The organism is Pseudomonas sp. MM213 (assembly GCF_020423045.1).
GTDB lineage: Bacteria > Pseudomonadota > Gammaproteobacteria > Pseudomonadales > Pseudomonadaceae > Aquipseudomonas > Aquipseudomonas migulae.
Genome location: NZ_CP081943.1, coordinates 689,868 through 704,987, shown reverse-complemented (window position 1 = coordinate 704,987; position 15,120 = coordinate 689,868). Strand labels below are relative to the sequence as shown.

At 59.9% G+C, this 15,120-nt stretch carries 17 protein-coding genes; 9 read left to right on the top strand and 8 right to left on the bottom strand.

Translation table 11 applies throughout. The features are described from left to right. Nucleotides 1–23 precede the first annotated feature (23 nt). Genes catA through K5R88_RS03375 form a run of 3 tightly spaced genes read right to left on the bottom strand, consistent with a single transcriptional unit; the run spans nt 24 to nt 2,457 of the window. Complete coding sequence (gene catA, locus K5R88_RS03385; RefSeq protein ID WP_192417572.1) at nt 24–953, bottom strand: catechol 1,2-dioxygenase; 930 nt, start codon at nt 951–953, stop codon at nt 24–26. Between the two features lie 54 nt (nt 954–1,007). Then, nucleotides 1,008–1,298, bottom strand: coding sequence for a muconolactone Delta-isomerase (gene catC, locus K5R88_RS03380; protein ID WP_008029082.1), 291 nt, complete (start codon nt 1,296–1,298; stop codon nt 1,008–1,010). A gap of 10 nt (nt 1,299–1,308) precedes the next feature. Beyond that, complete coding sequence (locus K5R88_RS03375) at nt 1,309–2,457, bottom strand: muconate cycloisomerase family protein (RefSeq protein WP_008029080.1); 1,149 nt, start codon at nt 2,455–2,457, stop codon at nt 1,309–1,311. A gap of 124 nt (nt 2,458–2,581) precedes the next feature. On the opposite strand from K5R88_RS03375, the gene K5R88_RS03370 reads away from it, so the two are divergent. Further along, the gene (locus K5R88_RS03370; RefSeq protein ID WP_008029078.1) at nt 2,582–3,478 is read left to right on the top strand and encodes a LysR family transcriptional regulator; all 897 of its coding nucleotides are present in this window, start codon (nt 2,582–2,584) and stop codon (nt 3,476–3,478) included. A 991-nt stretch (nt 3,479–4,469) separates the two neighbouring features. Here the strand turns inward: K5R88_RS03370 and K5R88_RS03365 are convergent. Both K5R88_RS03365 and K5R88_RS03360 read right to left on the bottom strand, forming a co-directional pair. After that, complete coding sequence (locus K5R88_RS03365; RefSeq protein WP_226299197.1) at nt 4,470–5,369, bottom strand: polysaccharide deacetylase family protein; 900 nt, start codon at nt 5,367–5,369, stop codon at nt 4,470–4,472. A 100-nt stretch (nt 5,370–5,469) separates the two neighbouring features. After that, entirely contained in the window at nt 5,470–6,360 is an 891-nt protein-coding gene (locus K5R88_RS03360) for an ABC transporter substrate-binding protein (protein WP_442963908.1), read from the bottom strand. Nucleotides 6,361–6,714: 354 nt separating this feature from the next. On the opposite strand from K5R88_RS03360, the gene K5R88_RS03355 reads away from it, so the two are divergent. The 6 genes from K5R88_RS03355 to K5R88_RS03330 all read left to right on the top strand — a co-directional run bounded on the left by K5R88_RS03355 (nt 6,715) and on the right by K5R88_RS03330 (nt 11,846). Beyond that, a complete protein-coding gene (locus K5R88_RS03355) occupies nt 6,715–7,701 on the top strand; it encodes an aliphatic sulfonate ABC transporter substrate-binding protein (protein WP_226299195.1) in 987 nt (328 codons plus the stop codon). A 64-nt stretch (nt 7,702–7,765) separates the two neighbouring features. Beyond that, nucleotides 7,766–8,608, top strand: a complete 843-nt coding sequence (locus K5R88_RS03350) for an ABC transporter permease (protein WP_207286248.1) — start codon at nt 7,766–7,768, stop codon at nt 8,606–8,608. 3 nt (nt 8,609–8,611) lie between these two features. Then, nucleotides 8,612–9,325 carry an ABC transporter ATP-binding protein gene (locus tag K5R88_RS03345; RefSeq protein ID WP_008043237.1) on the top strand — a complete coding sequence of 238 codons (714 nt, stop codon included), beginning with the start codon at nt 8,612–8,614 and terminating at the stop codon, nt 9,323–9,325. An 875-nt stretch (nt 9,326–10,200) separates the two neighbouring features. Further along, nucleotides 10,201–10,881, top strand: coding sequence for an SOS response-associated peptidase (locus tag K5R88_RS03340; protein WP_008030257.1), 681 nt, complete (start codon nt 10,201–10,203; stop codon nt 10,879–10,881). Nucleotides 10,882–11,154: 273 nt separating this feature from the next. Beyond that, nucleotides 11,155–11,427, top strand: a complete 273-nt coding sequence (locus K5R88_RS03335) for a hypothetical protein (RefSeq protein WP_192229228.1) — start codon at nt 11,155–11,157, stop codon at nt 11,425–11,427. Between the two features lie 191 nt (nt 11,428–11,618). Continuing rightward, nucleotides 11,619–11,846 carry a DUF6555 family protein gene (locus K5R88_RS03330; protein WP_008043230.1) on the top strand — a complete coding sequence of 76 codons (228 nt, stop codon included), beginning with the start codon at nt 11,619–11,621 and terminating at the stop codon, nt 11,844–11,846. Nucleotides 11,847–11,915: 69 nt separating this feature from the next. On the opposite strand, the gene K5R88_RS03325 is transcribed toward K5R88_RS03330, so the two are convergent. The 3 genes from K5R88_RS03325 to K5R88_RS03315 form a co-directional block, all read right to left on the bottom strand. Beyond that, entirely contained in the window at nt 11,916–12,065 is a 150-nt protein-coding gene (locus K5R88_RS03325) for a hypothetical protein (RefSeq protein ID WP_223451792.1), read from the bottom strand. Between the two features lie 65 nt (nt 12,066–12,130). Then, a complete protein-coding gene (locus tag K5R88_RS03320) occupies nt 12,131–12,442 on the bottom strand; it encodes an AzlD domain-containing protein (RefSeq protein ID WP_167362959.1) in 312 nt (103 codons plus the stop codon). Then, complete coding sequence (locus K5R88_RS03315; protein WP_226299194.1) at nt 12,442–13,140, bottom strand: AzlC family ABC transporter permease; 699 nt, start codon at nt 13,138–13,140, stop codon at nt 12,442–12,444. The genes K5R88_RS03320 and K5R88_RS03315 overlap by 1 nt, the downstream gene beginning before the upstream one ends. Before the next feature lie 379 nt (nt 13,141–13,519). Between K5R88_RS03315 and dapA the strand changes: the two genes are divergently transcribed. Together dapA and K5R88_RS03305 are read left to right on the top strand one after the other, a co-directional pair. Further along, complete coding sequence (gene dapA, locus K5R88_RS03310; protein ID WP_226299193.1) at nt 13,520–14,392, top strand: 4-hydroxy-tetrahydrodipicolinate synthase; 873 nt, start codon at nt 13,520–13,522, stop codon at nt 14,390–14,392. A gap of 64 nt (nt 14,393–14,456) precedes the next feature. Further along, complete coding sequence (locus K5R88_RS03305) at nt 14,457–14,858, top strand: DUF2784 domain-containing protein (protein ID WP_226299192.1); 402 nt, start codon at nt 14,457–14,459, stop codon at nt 14,856–14,858. The last annotated feature ends 262 nt before the right edge of the window (nt 14,859–15,120 follow it).

Here is a 15,120-nt window from a genome sequence, read left to right as displayed (position 1 = left end):
CCAGGTCCCGCCGCTCGGGGTGATCAATCCTCCAGCGCGCGAACCCGCTCGTGACGCTGCTGCTCTTGCGGCTGGGCGGACGACTGCAAGGTGAAATCGAATTCGATCTCGGCAAAACGACCGCTGACGCCATGCGCCGCTGCGCGTTGTTGATCATCGCTGAAGGTGATTTTCGCGATCAGCTCGTCACGGGTGGCGTAGGCGAAATCGTCGTGCAGGTATTGATCGCCGTCGAGGTTGATCTGGGTGGTCAGGTGACGATGATCCGCCGCCGAGATGAAGAAGTGCACGTGCGCCGGACGCTGGCCGTGACGGCCCAGTTGATCGAGCAGTTGCTGGGTCGGACCGTCCGGCGGGCAGCCGTAACCCGACGGCACGATGCTGCGGAAGCGGTAGCGACCTTCGGCGTCGGTGACGATGCGCCGACGCAGGTTGAATTCGGATTGCGTGGTATCGAAGTACGAATAAGTGCCGCCGGTATTGGCGTGCCAGACATCCACAATCGCACCGGCCAACGGTTCGCCGGCGGTATTGAACACACGGCCCTGCATGAACAGCGTCACACCCGGATCGACGCCATCATCGAGACGCGCTTCACCTTGGGACAACGGCGCACCGGCCACGTACAGCGGGCCTTCGATGGTGCGCGGCGTGCCGCCAGCCTTGCCGGCCTGTTCGTCTTCGGCGTCCATCAGCAGGTCGAGGTAGTGTTCCAGGCCCAACCCGGCCACCACCAGCCCAGCCTCCTGGCGCGCACCCAGCACGTTGAGGTAGTTGACGGCTTTCCAGAACTCTTCCGGGGTCACAGCGAGGTCTTCGATGATGTTCACCGAATCACGCAGGATGCGGTAGATCAGCGCTTTGGTGCGCGGATTGCCGGCATCGTTGTGCAGGCCGCTGGCCTCTTCGAGAAACTTCTGGGCTTTGGCAGTGTGGGAAATTTTTACGTTCATTTTATGGGTTCCTCATCTTGTAATTATTAGCGTGGCGAACTGAACAGGCCAGGTTCAGCGGTCATCCTCGCGGATGGAAGAAGGATGCCGGCACATCGCGGTGACTTCGATCGCCATGTACGGGTACAGCGGCAATTGCATGAGCAAGTCGTGCAGCTCTTGAACGCTGTCGACATCGAACACGCTGTAATTGGCATAGAGCCCGGCAATGCGCCACAGGTGACGCCACTTGCCTTGATCCTGCAGACGCTGGGCCAGGGCTTTTTCGTCAGCCTTGAGCTGCGCGGCGCGTTCGGGGTTCATATCGACCGGCAAATTCACGGTCATCTTTACGTGGAACAGCATAATGCTCTCCTCAGGCTTGATGAATGGCAGTGGATGTCTTGTCGCGACGGAAAAACGCCAGGCGTTCTTCATCGAGGTTCAGGCCCAGCCCAGGGGTTTTCGGCACGTGCAGCTCGAAATCGCGATAGACCAGCGGCTCGCTGAGAATGTCTTCGGTCAACAGCAGCGGGCCGAACAGCTCGGTGTCCCACGCCAGTTTGTTCAACGTGACGAAGGCATGGGCCGACGCCATGGTGCCCAGACCACCTTCAAGCATGGTGCCGCCGTACAGGCCGATGCCCGCCGCTTCGGCGATCGCGGCGGTCCGCAGCACGGCGCGTGGGCCGCCGTTCTTGGCAATCTTCAGGGCGAACACCGAAGCCGCACCTTCACGGGCCAGGTTGAACGCATCTTCCACACACTCGATGGATTCATCGGCCATGATCGGTGCCGGGCTGATGGCGTTCAGGCGCGCCATGCCCGAGCGGTTATTGCGCGAGATCGGCTGCTCGATCAGGTCGATGCCGTTGCTGCCGAGAATCCGGCAGGCGCGTAATGCGACGGCTTCATCCCAGGCCTGATTGACGTCGACCCGCACGCTGGCGCGATCGCCGAGGGCTTTCTTGATCGCGATGACGTGGGCCAGATCGCGATTGACTTCGCCGGCACCGATTTTCAGTTTGAAGATGCGATGGCGGCGCAGGTCGAGCATTTTTTCCGCTTCGGCGATGTCCTTGTCGGTATCGCCGCTGGCCAGGGTCCAGGCCACTGGCAGCGCATCCCGAACGCGGCCGCCCAGCAGTTCGCTGACCGGCAGGCCAAGGCGCTTGCCCTGGGCATCGAGCAACGCGGTTTCGATACCTGACTTGGCGAAGGTGTTGCCACGGATGCTGCGCTCCAGGCGCAACATCGCAGCGTTGACGTTGGCGCTGTCCTGACCCAGCAGCAGCGGCGCGAAGTGCCGGTCGATGTTGGTCTTGATGCTGTCCGGGCTTTCATTGCCATACGCCAGGCCACCGATGGTGGTGGATTCGCCAATGCCTTCAATGCCATCGGCGCAGCGCACGCGAATGATCACCAGCGTCTGGTTCTGCATGGTGTGCATCGCCAGCTTGTGCGGGCGGATGGTCGGCAGATCGACGATGATCGTCTCGATCGATTCAATGGCAGTTGCAAGCATGTCGATACCCGTCAGGTTCTTAAAGTTCTGGAACCGATTCTGGTACGGCTTTTTTCGGGAAGCCAATATAGAATTGGTCTGACTTGATACCTTTAAGGTATGCAAACTGCTTTGCGGAGGCCTCATGGAACTGCGTCACCTGCGGTATTTTCAGGTGTTGGCTCAAACCCTCAACTTCACCCGCGCCGCCGAACTGCTGCACATTGCCCAACCGCCACTGAGCCGACAGATTCAGCAACTGGAGGATGAACTCGGGGTGCTTTTGCTGGATCGCGGACGGCCGCTGAAACTGACCGACGCCGGGCGGTTTTTCCATGAACACAGCACTGCCCTGCTGGAGCAACTGGGCAAGGTCTGCGACAACACGCGACGCATCGGTCTGGGGGAAAAAACCTGGCTAGGGATTGGTTTTGCGCCGTCGACACTCTATGGCGTGCTGCCGGAACTGATTCGCCGCTTGCGCAGCGGCGAGCCTCTGGAGCTGGAACTGGGACTCTCGGAAATGACCACGCTGCAACAGGTGCAGGCGCTCAAGGCCGGGCGGATCGATATCGGTTTCGGCCGCATCCGCATCGACGACCCGGCCATCATCCAGACGGTGTTGACCGAAGACCGGCTGGTCGCCGCCCTGCCCGCCGGTCATCCGCTACTGGCCGGGCCGATCAGCCTGCGCGAACTGGCAAAGGAACCTTTCGTGCTGTACCCCGGCAACCCGCGCCCCAGCTACGCCGACCATGTGATCGGGTTGTTCGAGTCCTATGGCGTCAGCATTCACGTGGCACAGTGGACCAACGAACTGCAAACCGCCATCGGCCTGGTGGGCGCAGGAATCGGCGTCACCCTGGTGCCGGCCTCGGTGCAATTGCTGCACCGCGACGACATCGGCTTCACGCCGCTGCTGGAAGACAACGCGACCTCGCCGATCATCCTCAGCCGACGCGTGGGCGACGTGTCGCCAGGGTTGAATCATTGCTTGCGGATGATTGATGAATTATCGCCGCAACAGCTGAACGCTTTGTAGGAGCACGGCTTGCCGGCGATGGCGTCAGTGAGATTGCCATCGCCGGCAAGCCGGCTCCTACAGATCGTGGATGTGTTCGGGATTGAGGGTTCACGCAAAACCTGTAGGAGCCCGGCTTGCTGGCGATGGCGTCCGTGAGATCGCCATCGCCAGCAAGCAGGCTCCTACAAATTGTCGGGGTGTTCGGGATTGAGGGTTTACGCAAAACCTGTAGGAGCCCGGCTTGCCGGCGATGGCGCCCGTGAAATTGCCATCGCCAGCAAGCCGGCTCCTACAAATTGTCGGGGTGTTCGGGATTGAGGGTTCACGCAAAACCTGTAGGAGCCCGGCTTGCCGGCGATGGCGTCCGTGAGATCGCCATCGCCAGCAAGCCGGCTCCTACAGGTCGTGGGCGTGTTCGGGGTTGAGGGTTCACGCAAAACCTGTAGGAGCCCGGCTTGCTGGCGATGGCGCCCGTGAGATCGCCATCGCCGGCAAGCCGGCTCCTACAGATCGTGGAGGTGTTCGGGATTGAGGGTTTACGCAAAACCTGTAGGAGCCCGGCTTGCCGGCGATGGCGCCCGTGAGATCGCCATCGCCGGCAAGCCGGCTCCTACAGATTGTGGGGTGTTCGGGATTGAGAGTTTACGCAAAACCTGTAGAAGTCCGGCTTGCCGGCGATGGCGCCCGTGAGATCGCCATCGCCGGCAAGCCGGCTCCTACAGATTGTGGGGTGTTCGGGATTGAGGGTTTATGCAAAACCTGTAGGAGCCCGGCTTGCCGGCGATGGCGTCCGTGAAATCGCCATCGCCAGCAAGCCGGCTCCTACAGATTGTGGGGGGTGTTCGGGATTGAGGGTTTACGCAAAACCTGTAGGAGCCCGGCTTGCCGGCGATGGCGTCCGTGAGATCGCCATCGCCAGCAAGCCGGCTCCTACAGATTGTGGGGTGTTCGGGATTTGCGGTTATTCATCTGCCGGCGAACGTTATGCGGCTCTCACTTGGATCAACATTCAATGAGCGTCCCCGTCCCAGATCCAGTTCCAGACCCCCGGCAATTTCACCGGTTGCGCACTGTCGCGAACGGTGCGCGCCATGGCCGCCCGTTGCAGCTCGGCCTGATCATCGTAAAACGGCTTCTGCGCCGTTTTCACGCCGGTCGCCTGCGCACTGTCGAGAAGGATTTGCAGGTATTCGCGGGCATGTCGGGCGGTGTAGCGATTGAGGTCGTGGAAGGTCACCACCACCGGGATCACCCCATCCACCGTCGGCAATTCACCCAATGCGATGCGCTCACGCACCTCTGACATCTGCCGCAACATGCTGGACCGGCGTCGGGGGCTGGCGTTGAAACCCCAGATCTTGCCGTCGTTGGCGCTCAGGTCGGTCAGCAATACGTGCATACCGTGCTTTTGATAAGCGGCGAAAACCCGTTTGTCGTAGTTCCAGAACGGCGGCCGTACCAGGGTCGGCGGCGTGCCGGTGATGGCGGCGATGTCGGCACTGCCTTTGGTCAATGACTGTTCCAGTTCTTCCGGGCTCAGAGAACGGTGATTGGTGTGCCAGTGGGTGGCCGTATGGAAACCGAGAATCTGCCCGTCCGCATGCTCGCGGCGCATGACCTCGCGGCCGATGTCGCTGTCGCCCGCCCGTGGCGCGCCGGTCTGCACGAAGAACACCGCTTTGAGGTTCGGCTGCACCGGGTTGGTGGCGAGACTGTCGAGGATTGTCATCGTCGGGTTCCAGAAACTCGACGCGCTGGGACCGTCGTCGAACGTCAGCAGAAACCGGATCGGTGCTTGCGCGTGCAGACGCTGTTCGGTTTGCGGCGTCATTTCGATGGGAGCAGCGATGCAACCCGCCAGCCCGACGGCAATGGCGAGTGCGCTGAGAATCTTGAACAGCTGTTTCATGTTGTGCCTTGAGCCGGACCGTTAAGCCCGCACAAGTGTGCGGGCGCGGTTTGGATCAGGGTACACAGTGTTTGGTTCCGGTGCTGCCCGGCATTGTCAGTTACTGGGTAAACGCCTGCTCGAACGAGCTGTCGATAATCGGCGCGGTCGCCAGTGCCGTCGGCAGTGCTTTGACCTTGAACAGAAAATCCGCCGTGCTTTGCAGGTCCTTCGCGGCCTGTGCATCCACCGGGCCGACGGTCATGTGAGCCTGGCGTAACCAGTGACGCGAGACGTTCTGGTCAAGATTGGCCTTCTTCGCCCACAGATCGGCATATTCGTCGGTGTGATTGTCGACCCAGGCCCGTGCCTTTTTCAGGCGAACCAGGAAGTCGGCGATGGCTTCGCGCTTGCTGTCGATTGAGGGTGTCGAAGCGGCGATAGCGCTGAGGCCTGGCATGAGGTTCTTGGCGGTAAGAATCGGTCGCGCGCCGGAGAACAGAATCTGTTGGGAAATGTAGGGTTCCCAGACCGGGAAGGCATCAATGCTGCCCTGGGGCAGCGCGGCGGCGGCATCGATCGGCATCAGCTTGATGAAGTCGACGTAGTCCTCCGGCAGGTCAGCTTGTTGCAAGGCACGCAGGGTCAATTGCTGGCTCCAGGCGCCGGGCCAGTAGGCGACTTTCTTGCCCTTGAGGTCGGCGATGCTTTTGACCGGCGAATCCTTGGGCACCAGCAAGGCGATGGTGTCCGGGTTCTGCCGCGAGACGCCGATCAGCTTCACCGGCGCCTGCTTTGCAGCGAGGAACAGGAAGCCTGAATCGCCCAGAAAACCCACGTCCAGCGCCCCGGTGTTCAGCGCTTCCGCCAGCGGTGCAGCGGCCTGAAAATGCTTCCAGTCAACGGTGTAAGGCGCCCCTTCCAGTACCCCCGAAGCCTCCACCGAAGCGCGCACGTTGTAGTAATTCTGATCACCGACATGCAGGACAACGGGCTCAGCGGCGTAGGCCATTGGTGCAGCAAACAACGCACTGGTCAGCAAACTGCGGACGAATCTGGACAGGTTCATCGGGGGCTCCTTGAGAGTGAATGGCATAGACCATAACGCTCTTACAGGACGATTTTTAAATTCGATTTACGCATAAGCTCATGACTGTCAGCCAACACTGTTCACCCGGCAACAGTGAGCCGACAGACTGTTTTCCCTGCAACACCCTTCTGCTTCATTCCTCGCCTCAACGCCTTGAAAAGGCCTGATATCCAAGACATGGCACAGAGCCTGCAATATTCCTTTTACGCAGGAAGCGTTTATAAAAAATGAATTTTTAGACATAAGAAACTCAACGCCTTGTCCGGAGCCGATCCCATGAAGCCCACCTTCCGCTTTCCCAAAGTCAGGTATCTGCTCAGCGCCTGCGCCCTGGCCTTGAGCCTGCAACCCGCCGCGCAGGCTGCTGAAACACCGCCGGCCGAAGTGCATCTGGATTACGCCTACTACTCGCCAGTCAGCCTGGTGCTTAAACACTTTGGATTTCTGGAAAAAGCCCTGCCGCAGACCAAAGTCAGTTGGGTGCTGAGTCAGGGCAGCAACCGCTCGCTGGAATACCTCAACAGCGGCGGCGTTGATTTCGCCTCCTCCGCCAGCCTCGCTGCCGTGCTCAGCCGCGCCAATGGCAGCCCGATCAAATCGGTTTACGTCTACAGCCGCGCCGAATGGACCGCATTGGTGGTGCGCAAGGATTCGCCCTACCAGACCGTCGCCGACCTGAAAGGCAAGAAGATCGCCGCCACCAAAGGCACCGACCCGTACCTGTTCACCCTGCGCAGCCTGCAACAGGCCGGCCTGAGCAAGGACGATGTGGAACTGGTGCACTTGCAGCACCCGGATGGCCGCACGGCCCTGGAAAAAGGCGACGTCGACGCCTGGGCCGGCCTCGATCCGCACATGGCCGCCAGCCAGGTCCAGGCCGGTTCGCGCCTGTTGTATCGCAACACCAACTTCAACAGTTATGGCGTAGTCAGCGTTACTGACACTTATGCGAAAGAGCACCCGCAGACCATCGAAACCGTACTGAAGGCGTACGAAAAGGCCCGCGACTGGTCGGTAAAAAACCCTGACGAACTGGCGAAACTGCTCGCTACCGAATCCGGTCTGCCGCTGGAAGTGGCCAAGCTGCAACTGTCCCGCACTGACCTGAGCAGCCCGCAACTGACCGCCAGGGATGTGATCGCCTCCAAGGCCGCCGCGCCGATTCTGGTGTCCGAAGAACTGGTGCGTCGTGGGGTGAATGTCGATCAGGTCATCGATCAGTTGATCGACACCGGCTTCAAGGAAACCGTGGCCCGTCAGTAAATAACCGCCAACGGGGCACAACGAATCCGCGCCAGTCGCGGATTCGTCGTGACCGGAGAATCTCATGACCAGCAAAAGCAAAGACCTGCCCCTCGAACTGCCGACGCCACGTCGTGCCGCTCTTTCCTTGAACAATGCCTGGCGTTTGCGCCTCAAGGGTCTGGCGTTGCCGGTGCTGATCCTCCTGGTGCTGGAATTTGTCGTACGCATCGGCTGGTTGCCGTCCTACCAAATGCCGGCGCCCAGCGAAATCGCCCTGACCTTGAGAGACCTAGCCGAAGGCGCGCTGTGGAAACACATCAGCGCCAGCCTGTTGCGCGTGTTGCTCGGTTTCGCCATCGGCACCGGTCTGGCACTGGTGTTTGCCGCCTGGGTCGGTTTGAGCCGCGAAGCCGAAGCCTGGCTTGAGCCGACCTTCGCCGGCCTGCGTTCGATTCCGAGCCTGGCCTGGGTGCCCTTGTTGCTGCTGTGGCTGGGCATCGACGAAACCTCGAAAATCGTCCTGATTGCCATCGGCGCGTTCTTCCCGGTGTACCTCAACGGCGTCGCGGCGATCCGCGACATCGACCGCAAACTGGTGGAAGTCGGGCAGATGTATGGCTTCGGTCGCACACGGCTGGTCCGGCGGATTCTGCTACCCGCCGCCCTACCCGGCCTGTTTACCGGGTTGCGCAGCGGCATGAGCCTGGCGTGGATGTTTCTGGTGGCCGCCGAGCTGATCGCCGCGACCAAAGGGTTGGGTTATCTGCTCAGTGACGGGCGCGAGACGTCCCGCCCGGACATCGTGCTCGCGGCAATCATTGTGCTGGCGCTGCTGGGCAAACTCAGCGATGGCATTCTCGCCGGCCTGGAGAAACGCTTCCTGGCGTGGCGCGACACGTTCAACGGCCAAAGCACAGAGGATTGAGCCATGACCGATTACCTGCTGGACATTCGCGTCGAGCGCAAAACCTTCGCCACCACCACCGTGCTCAGGGATATCCACCTGCAATTGCAGCCCCGGGAAACCGTCAGCCTGCTGGGCCCCAGCGGGTGCGGTAAAAGCACGTTGTTGCGGATCGTTGCCGGTCTGGAAAAGGACTTTCAGGGTGAACTGAATCGCAGCGCCGGTGAGGTTGCGTTCGTGTTTCAGGAACCTCGATTGATGCCCTGGCTGACGGTCGAGCAGAACATCGGCTTCAGCGCCGACAACCGATATGACAAGGCCTGGGTCGCACAACTGATCGATGAAGTCGGCCTCAGCGGGTTCGCTCAAGCGTTACCCAAGGCGCTTTCCGGTGGCATGGCGCAGCGGGTCGCCATTGCTCGCGGCCTCTACTCACGGCCCGATGTGTTGTTGCTGGACGAACCGTTCAGCGCGGTGGACGCCTTCACCCGGATGAAACTGCAAGACCTGTTGCTGCAACTGGCCGAGCGTCACGCCATCGCCCTGCTGCTGGTGACCCACGATGTCGATGAAGCGCTGTACCTCAGCGACCGCGTCCTGGTCATGGACAATCGCCCCAGCAGCATTCGCCAGGAACTGGCGGTGCAACTGCCCCATCCGCGTGATCGGCGCGATCCGCTGCTGGCGCAATTGAAGGCCCTGTCATTGACCGAACTGCAACGGGCGCACGTCATTTGAATCGCCCAGCGTTCCCCAATCCGTAGGAGCCAGGCTTGCCGGCGAAGGCGCCCGTAAGATCGCCATCGCCGGCAAGCCGGCTCCTACAGGGTTCGCGTGAATTCCCAATCCCGAACATCCCCGCGATCCGTAGGAGCCGGCTTGCTGGCGATGGCGTCCGTAAGATCGCCATCGCCAGCAAGCCGGCTCCTACAGGGTTCGCGTGAATCCCCAATCCCGAACATCCCCCAATCCGTAGGAGCCGGCTTGCTGGCGATGGCGTCCGTAAGATCGCCATCGCCAGCAAGCCGGCTCCTACAGGGTTCGCGTGAATCCCCAATCCCGAACATCCCTTAATCCGTAGGAGCCAGGCTTGCCGGCGAAGGCGTCCGTAAGATCGCCATCGCCAGCAAGCCGGCTCCTACAGGGTTCGCGTGAATCCCCAATCCCGAACATCCCCCGATCCGTAGGAGCCCGGCTTGCTGGCGAAGGCGTCCGTAAGATCGCCATCGCCGGCAAGCCGGCTCCTACAGGGTTCGCGTGAATTCCCGATCCCGGACATCTCCCAATCCGTAGGAGCCAGGCTTGCCGGCGAAGGCGCCCGTAAGATCGCCATCGCCGGCAAGCCGGCTCCTACAGGGTTCGTGTGAATCCCTGATCCCGAACATCCTGACGATCCGTAGGAGCCAGGCTTGCCGGCGAAGGCGTCCGTAAGATCGCCATCGCCGGCAAGCCGGCTCCTACAGGGTTCGCGTGAATTCCCAATCCCGAACATCCCCCGATCCGTAGGAGCCAGGCTTGCCGGCGAAGGCGTCCGTAAGATCGCCATCGCCGGCAAGCCGGGCTCCTGCAGGTGAAGCGTCTAAGCTGAAGGTTCCAGTCGGAGGTTTCTTTCGATGTGCGGAAGACTCTCGCAATACCGGGGCATTCATGACTTCGTGGCGGTGCTGAGTATTCCCGACGCGCTGATCAACCATGTCGGCGATGAACCGCTGGCCAGGTACAACGCCGCGCCGACGAATCAACTCGCGTTGTTTCATCGGGAAAGCAATGGGCTCCAGGCCGACAAGGTGCGCTGGGGATGGCGGCCGCATTGGGCGAAGGATCGTGCGGCACCGATCAATGCACGGGTGGAGAAAGTCGCCCACGGTCCGTTCTTCCGCGCAATCTGGCCGCACCGCGCGATTGTGCCGATCGATAACTGGTTCGAATGGGTCGATACGCCGGACTCAACGAGACAGCCATGGCTCATCCGGCGGCAGGACCGCGATCCGATTTTCTGTGCCGCGATTGGCCGGTTTCCCACAGATGGCGAGGAACCGAGAGACGACAACGGTTTCGTGATCATTACCGCGGACAGCGCCGGTGGCATGCTCGACATTCACGACCGGCGGCCGGTGGTGTTGTCGCCGGAACTGGCACGGGAATGGCTCGATCCCGCCACGCCCCCGGAACGCGCCGAACAGATGGCCTTGTTTCAAGGCGAAGGCAGCGAAGTTTTCGAGTGGTACAAGGTTGGCAAGGCTGTAGGCAACGTGAGGAATCAAGACGCGTCGCTGATTGACGAGAGTGCATGAATTTATCAATACCAACAGCCTGACGGCAGCCAATAACTGTTAGTTATGCAGACCAATAACTTAAACGTTACACAGACTGTTTCACCCAAGTAACACTTACTGATAGAGGGCGCTTTGCTGCGTCAACCGCTTGTCCGACAATTTGATCGTCATACATACATTTAGAATAACTACGGATAGCATGCGCGCCGCATTTCCACTGGCATCGCCTGGTTGACCAATAAGTCAACAACTAAGGAAATCCCAACTACAACAAGCCTTGCAGAGAATTAAATGCGCGACGATTTTGCAATCAATCAAGTCGTTGGTCTGGAGTGCGTTTATCTTTCGACGACAGAGCACTATCGGCTGGACTGTTTCATAGAGCAATACATAAAGACCCGTAACCTGCGATCGGTTCCGGGGATTGACGGCACCTTGCGTTCAACGCTCATACACTATCCCGGCAAGCCGCCGGTCATGGTCAACGAAGTGAACGCATGGATCGACAAGACCCTGGGCTATCGGGCCTCACATCCCGACGAATTGCAGCTCGACGACGCTTGAAACGACACGCAGGCCTACGTTTGGCAAAAGAACTGAACGAACCCGTCGTCGCCGCACTCTGAACGGTAGAGGCTCACTGAGCCTCCTCCTTTTTCAGCAGTCCTATTTCTGCATCACACTTTCACCGCAGATCTCTCTGAATTTTTATTCGACGACTAAGCCACTGACCTGGCTGGCTCCACGAGAGATAGATGAGTGAACTCATTCCCTATGCCGTGCATTACTTATTCGACGGTGTGCGACAGCACTTTTTCAAGATGGCTGTGCATTTTTCCGATGTCGAAGCGATTCATTCGGCGTCTGCGCATGCTTACCCTGAATCCGGCCGCAAGATCGCCGAACACGCCACCCTCGAAGCGGCACGCATTAAAGCGCAGCAATTGGGCATTACCCAGATTCGCTGGAACGTGTCGATCTGATTGACCAGCAAAAAAAGCCCCGCGCATAGGCGGGGCTTTGTTGTATGCGCAGATCGGTCAGAGCGCCTGCTAAAACTTTCTATCAGGTTCTGACAGTTCCTTCCCGTCGTCGGGATGCTTCCAGTCAGGCGTCGAACGTTTCTGCTGCTCGATCTCTTCTTCCGTCGGTTCATCCATGTCTTCATCTTCCGGATCAGGACGCTTTTGTTCAGTTGCCATGCTCACCTCTCTCCCTAAGGGATCAGTCATCAACTTTAAGCGTAGAACAGTTTCGCGCTCCCGGCTCAGAGCCACCAGCGCAGCAAAAAGAAGAACCCCATGCTCAACAACATGCTGAGCAAGGTGTTGCGGGTGTACAGCACCAGCCCCACCGCCACCAGCGAACTGATCAGGTACGGGTTGTCCCATTGCAGGTTCAGCTGTTTATCCGGCATGAACACAATCGGGCCGCAGATGGCGGTCAACATGCCCGGCACCGCAAAGCCGAGGAATTGCCGGGCGTTGCTGCTCAGGCGCAGCGGCAGCCGTGGCTCGAGAAATACATAACGGTTGAGGAACACCAGAATCCCCATACCGACAATCACCGCCCAGACCATCATGTGCGTCCACCATAGAATTTGTTGCAGATGAAGCCCGCCGTCATGCCCGCCAACCCCGACAACACCAGCGCCGAGCCCCACTGCCAGTAACTGAACAACACCGAGCAAAACAGCGAAACCGCCACGCAGACCACGGTCGGTACGTTGCGCACCACCGGGGTGATCAGGACAATGAAGGTCGCGGCGATGGAGAAATCCAGGCCCAGATGTTCCAGGCCGGGAATGCTGCTGCCCAACACAATGCCGGCCAGCGTGAAGAGGTTCCAGGCGATGTAAAACGTCAGGCCGACGCCCAGGGCATACCAGCGGTTGAATTGCTGTTTGTCATGCTGGCTGGTCAAGGCGAACAGCTCGTCGGTGAGCAAAAAGCCCAGCCCGGCACGCCAGCGACCGGGCAGCGGCGAAATCACCGAGCGCATGCTCATGCCGTAGAGCAAATGCTGCGACGTCAGCAATAACGTGGTCAGCAGAATTGAAAAGATTCCGGCACCGCCCTTGAGCATGCCGATGGCCACCAATTGCGCCGCCCCGGCAAACACGATGCTCGACAACCCCTGGCCTTGCAGCGGCGTGAGGTTGGCTTCGATGGCCATGGAGCCGGCCAGCAATCCCCACGGCGCGGTCGCCAGGGACAATGGCATGATCGCCGCAGCGCCGCGAAGAAAGGCGCTGCGCGGCATGAGTGAGTGAGTCATAACGCTCTACAAACAGGAAAAGACGCCTGACTGTGCCAGCAGTCGCGCCCGATGGCTTGAACAATCTTGCGCACTTGTGCCGATTTTGGTGATTGACAAAATTCCCGCCGACTCTTAAAACTGAGCGCCTCATTCAGGGTGTAAGCAAACATGTCCGCAACCTTCAACCTCAACATTGACGCCATTGGCTTGATTGCCAAGGCGCAAGGTTGCGTTGCGCACGCCCTCAAATCGAAGAAACAGTCGCTCATGTGACCGGGGCGCGCTGTCCCGTCAGATGAGCTGACAGGACATTGAGCGCGACGGGCACCCTCCCCCTGCTTACTTCCTTCTACGCTTCTGACGGTGACGAAATCGGTCAACTTTCAGGAGTAAGTGCATGTCATCGTTTCAAGGTATCTGGGTTCCGCTCGTTACGCCGTTTCAACACGGTGCGATCGATTTCGTCGGGTTGCGCCGGCTCGTCAGCCATTTGCTGGACAAAGGCGTCGATGGCCTGGTGGTCTGCGGCACTACCGCTGAAGCGGCGGCACTGAGCAAACATGAACAACTGGCGGTGCTGGATGCCGTGCTTGAGTTAGTGCCTGCGGATCAGGTGGTCATGGGGCTGGCCGGTAACAACCTGGCGGAACTGCTGCAATTGCAGAGCGAAATCCTCAAGCGGCCACTGGCCGGGTTGCTGGTGCCGCCGCCGTACTACATTCGCCCGTCCCAGGCGGGCCTTGAAGCGTTTTTCAAAACGGTTGCCGATGCGTCCACTGTTCCGATCATTCTGTACGACATCCCGTATCGCACCGGCATCGCCTTCGAACAGGCGACGTTGCTCAACATTGTGGCCCACGAGCGAATCGTCGCGATCAAGGATTGCGGCGGCAATCAGGCCAACACCCTGGCGCTGCTGACCAGCGGCAAGGTCGACGTGTTGTGCGGCGAAGACAACCAGATATTCAGCGCCCTGTGCCTCGGCGCCAAAGGGGCGATTGCCGCCTCGGCGCATGTGCATCCGGAGTTGTTCGTGACGCTGTATCAACAGATCCGCGACCAGCGGTTGGCGGAAGGACGGGCGACGTTTTTCCGGTTGCTGCCGCTGATTCAAAGCCTGTTCATTGAACCCAATCCTGCCCCGGTGAAAACCGCACTGGCCCTTGAAGGCTTGATCGACGACGAACTGCGCGCTCCGATGCAACGCAGCAGTGAGGCCATGGTGCTGCGTCTGAAGGCCGTGCTCGCCGGGTTGGGCAGCAAACAATAGATAGAGCGCTGACACCCCGCCCGAGTACCATGGAGTGATTCGCATCACGCGTCAGGGAGTCGCCATGCTTTACCGGATCGCCGCCGATGGGCTGGTGCTGTTTCACCTGCTGTTCATTCTGTTCGTGCTGCTTGGCGGGCTGCTGGTGCTGAAATGGCGCCACCTGGCCTGGTGGCACCTGCCGGCCGCAACGTGGGGAGTTGCGGTCGAAGTGTTCCACCTGACCTGCCCGCTGACACAGTGGGAAAACCTCATGCGCAGCGCAGCCGGGCAGACCGGCTATGGTGGTGGTTTCATCGAACATTATGTGTGGCCGGTGATTTACCCGGCCGGGTTGACCCCGAGTATCCAGCTGGGACTCGGCGGCGTGGTACTGGTGATCAACGTGTTGGTCTACGTTCGGGTGTTCAGGCAGCGCAAGTCACGCCGGACGTCCACCCTTTCAAATACCACACGATCCCTGTAGGAGCCGGCTTGCTGGCGATGGCGGCCTCAAATCCAACGCAGCGTTCGAGGGCCTCATCGCTGGCAAGCCAGCTCCTACAGGGGTTGGGATTGGCCGATAAATTTCAAACAGCCCGCGATTTTGTAGGAGCCGGCTTGCCGGCGATGACGGCCTCAAATTCAACGTAGTGTTTGAGGGCCTCATCGCTGGCAAGCCAGCTCCTACAGGGGTTGGGGTTGCCGATAAATTTCAAACAGCCCGCGATTTTGTAGGAGCCGGCTTG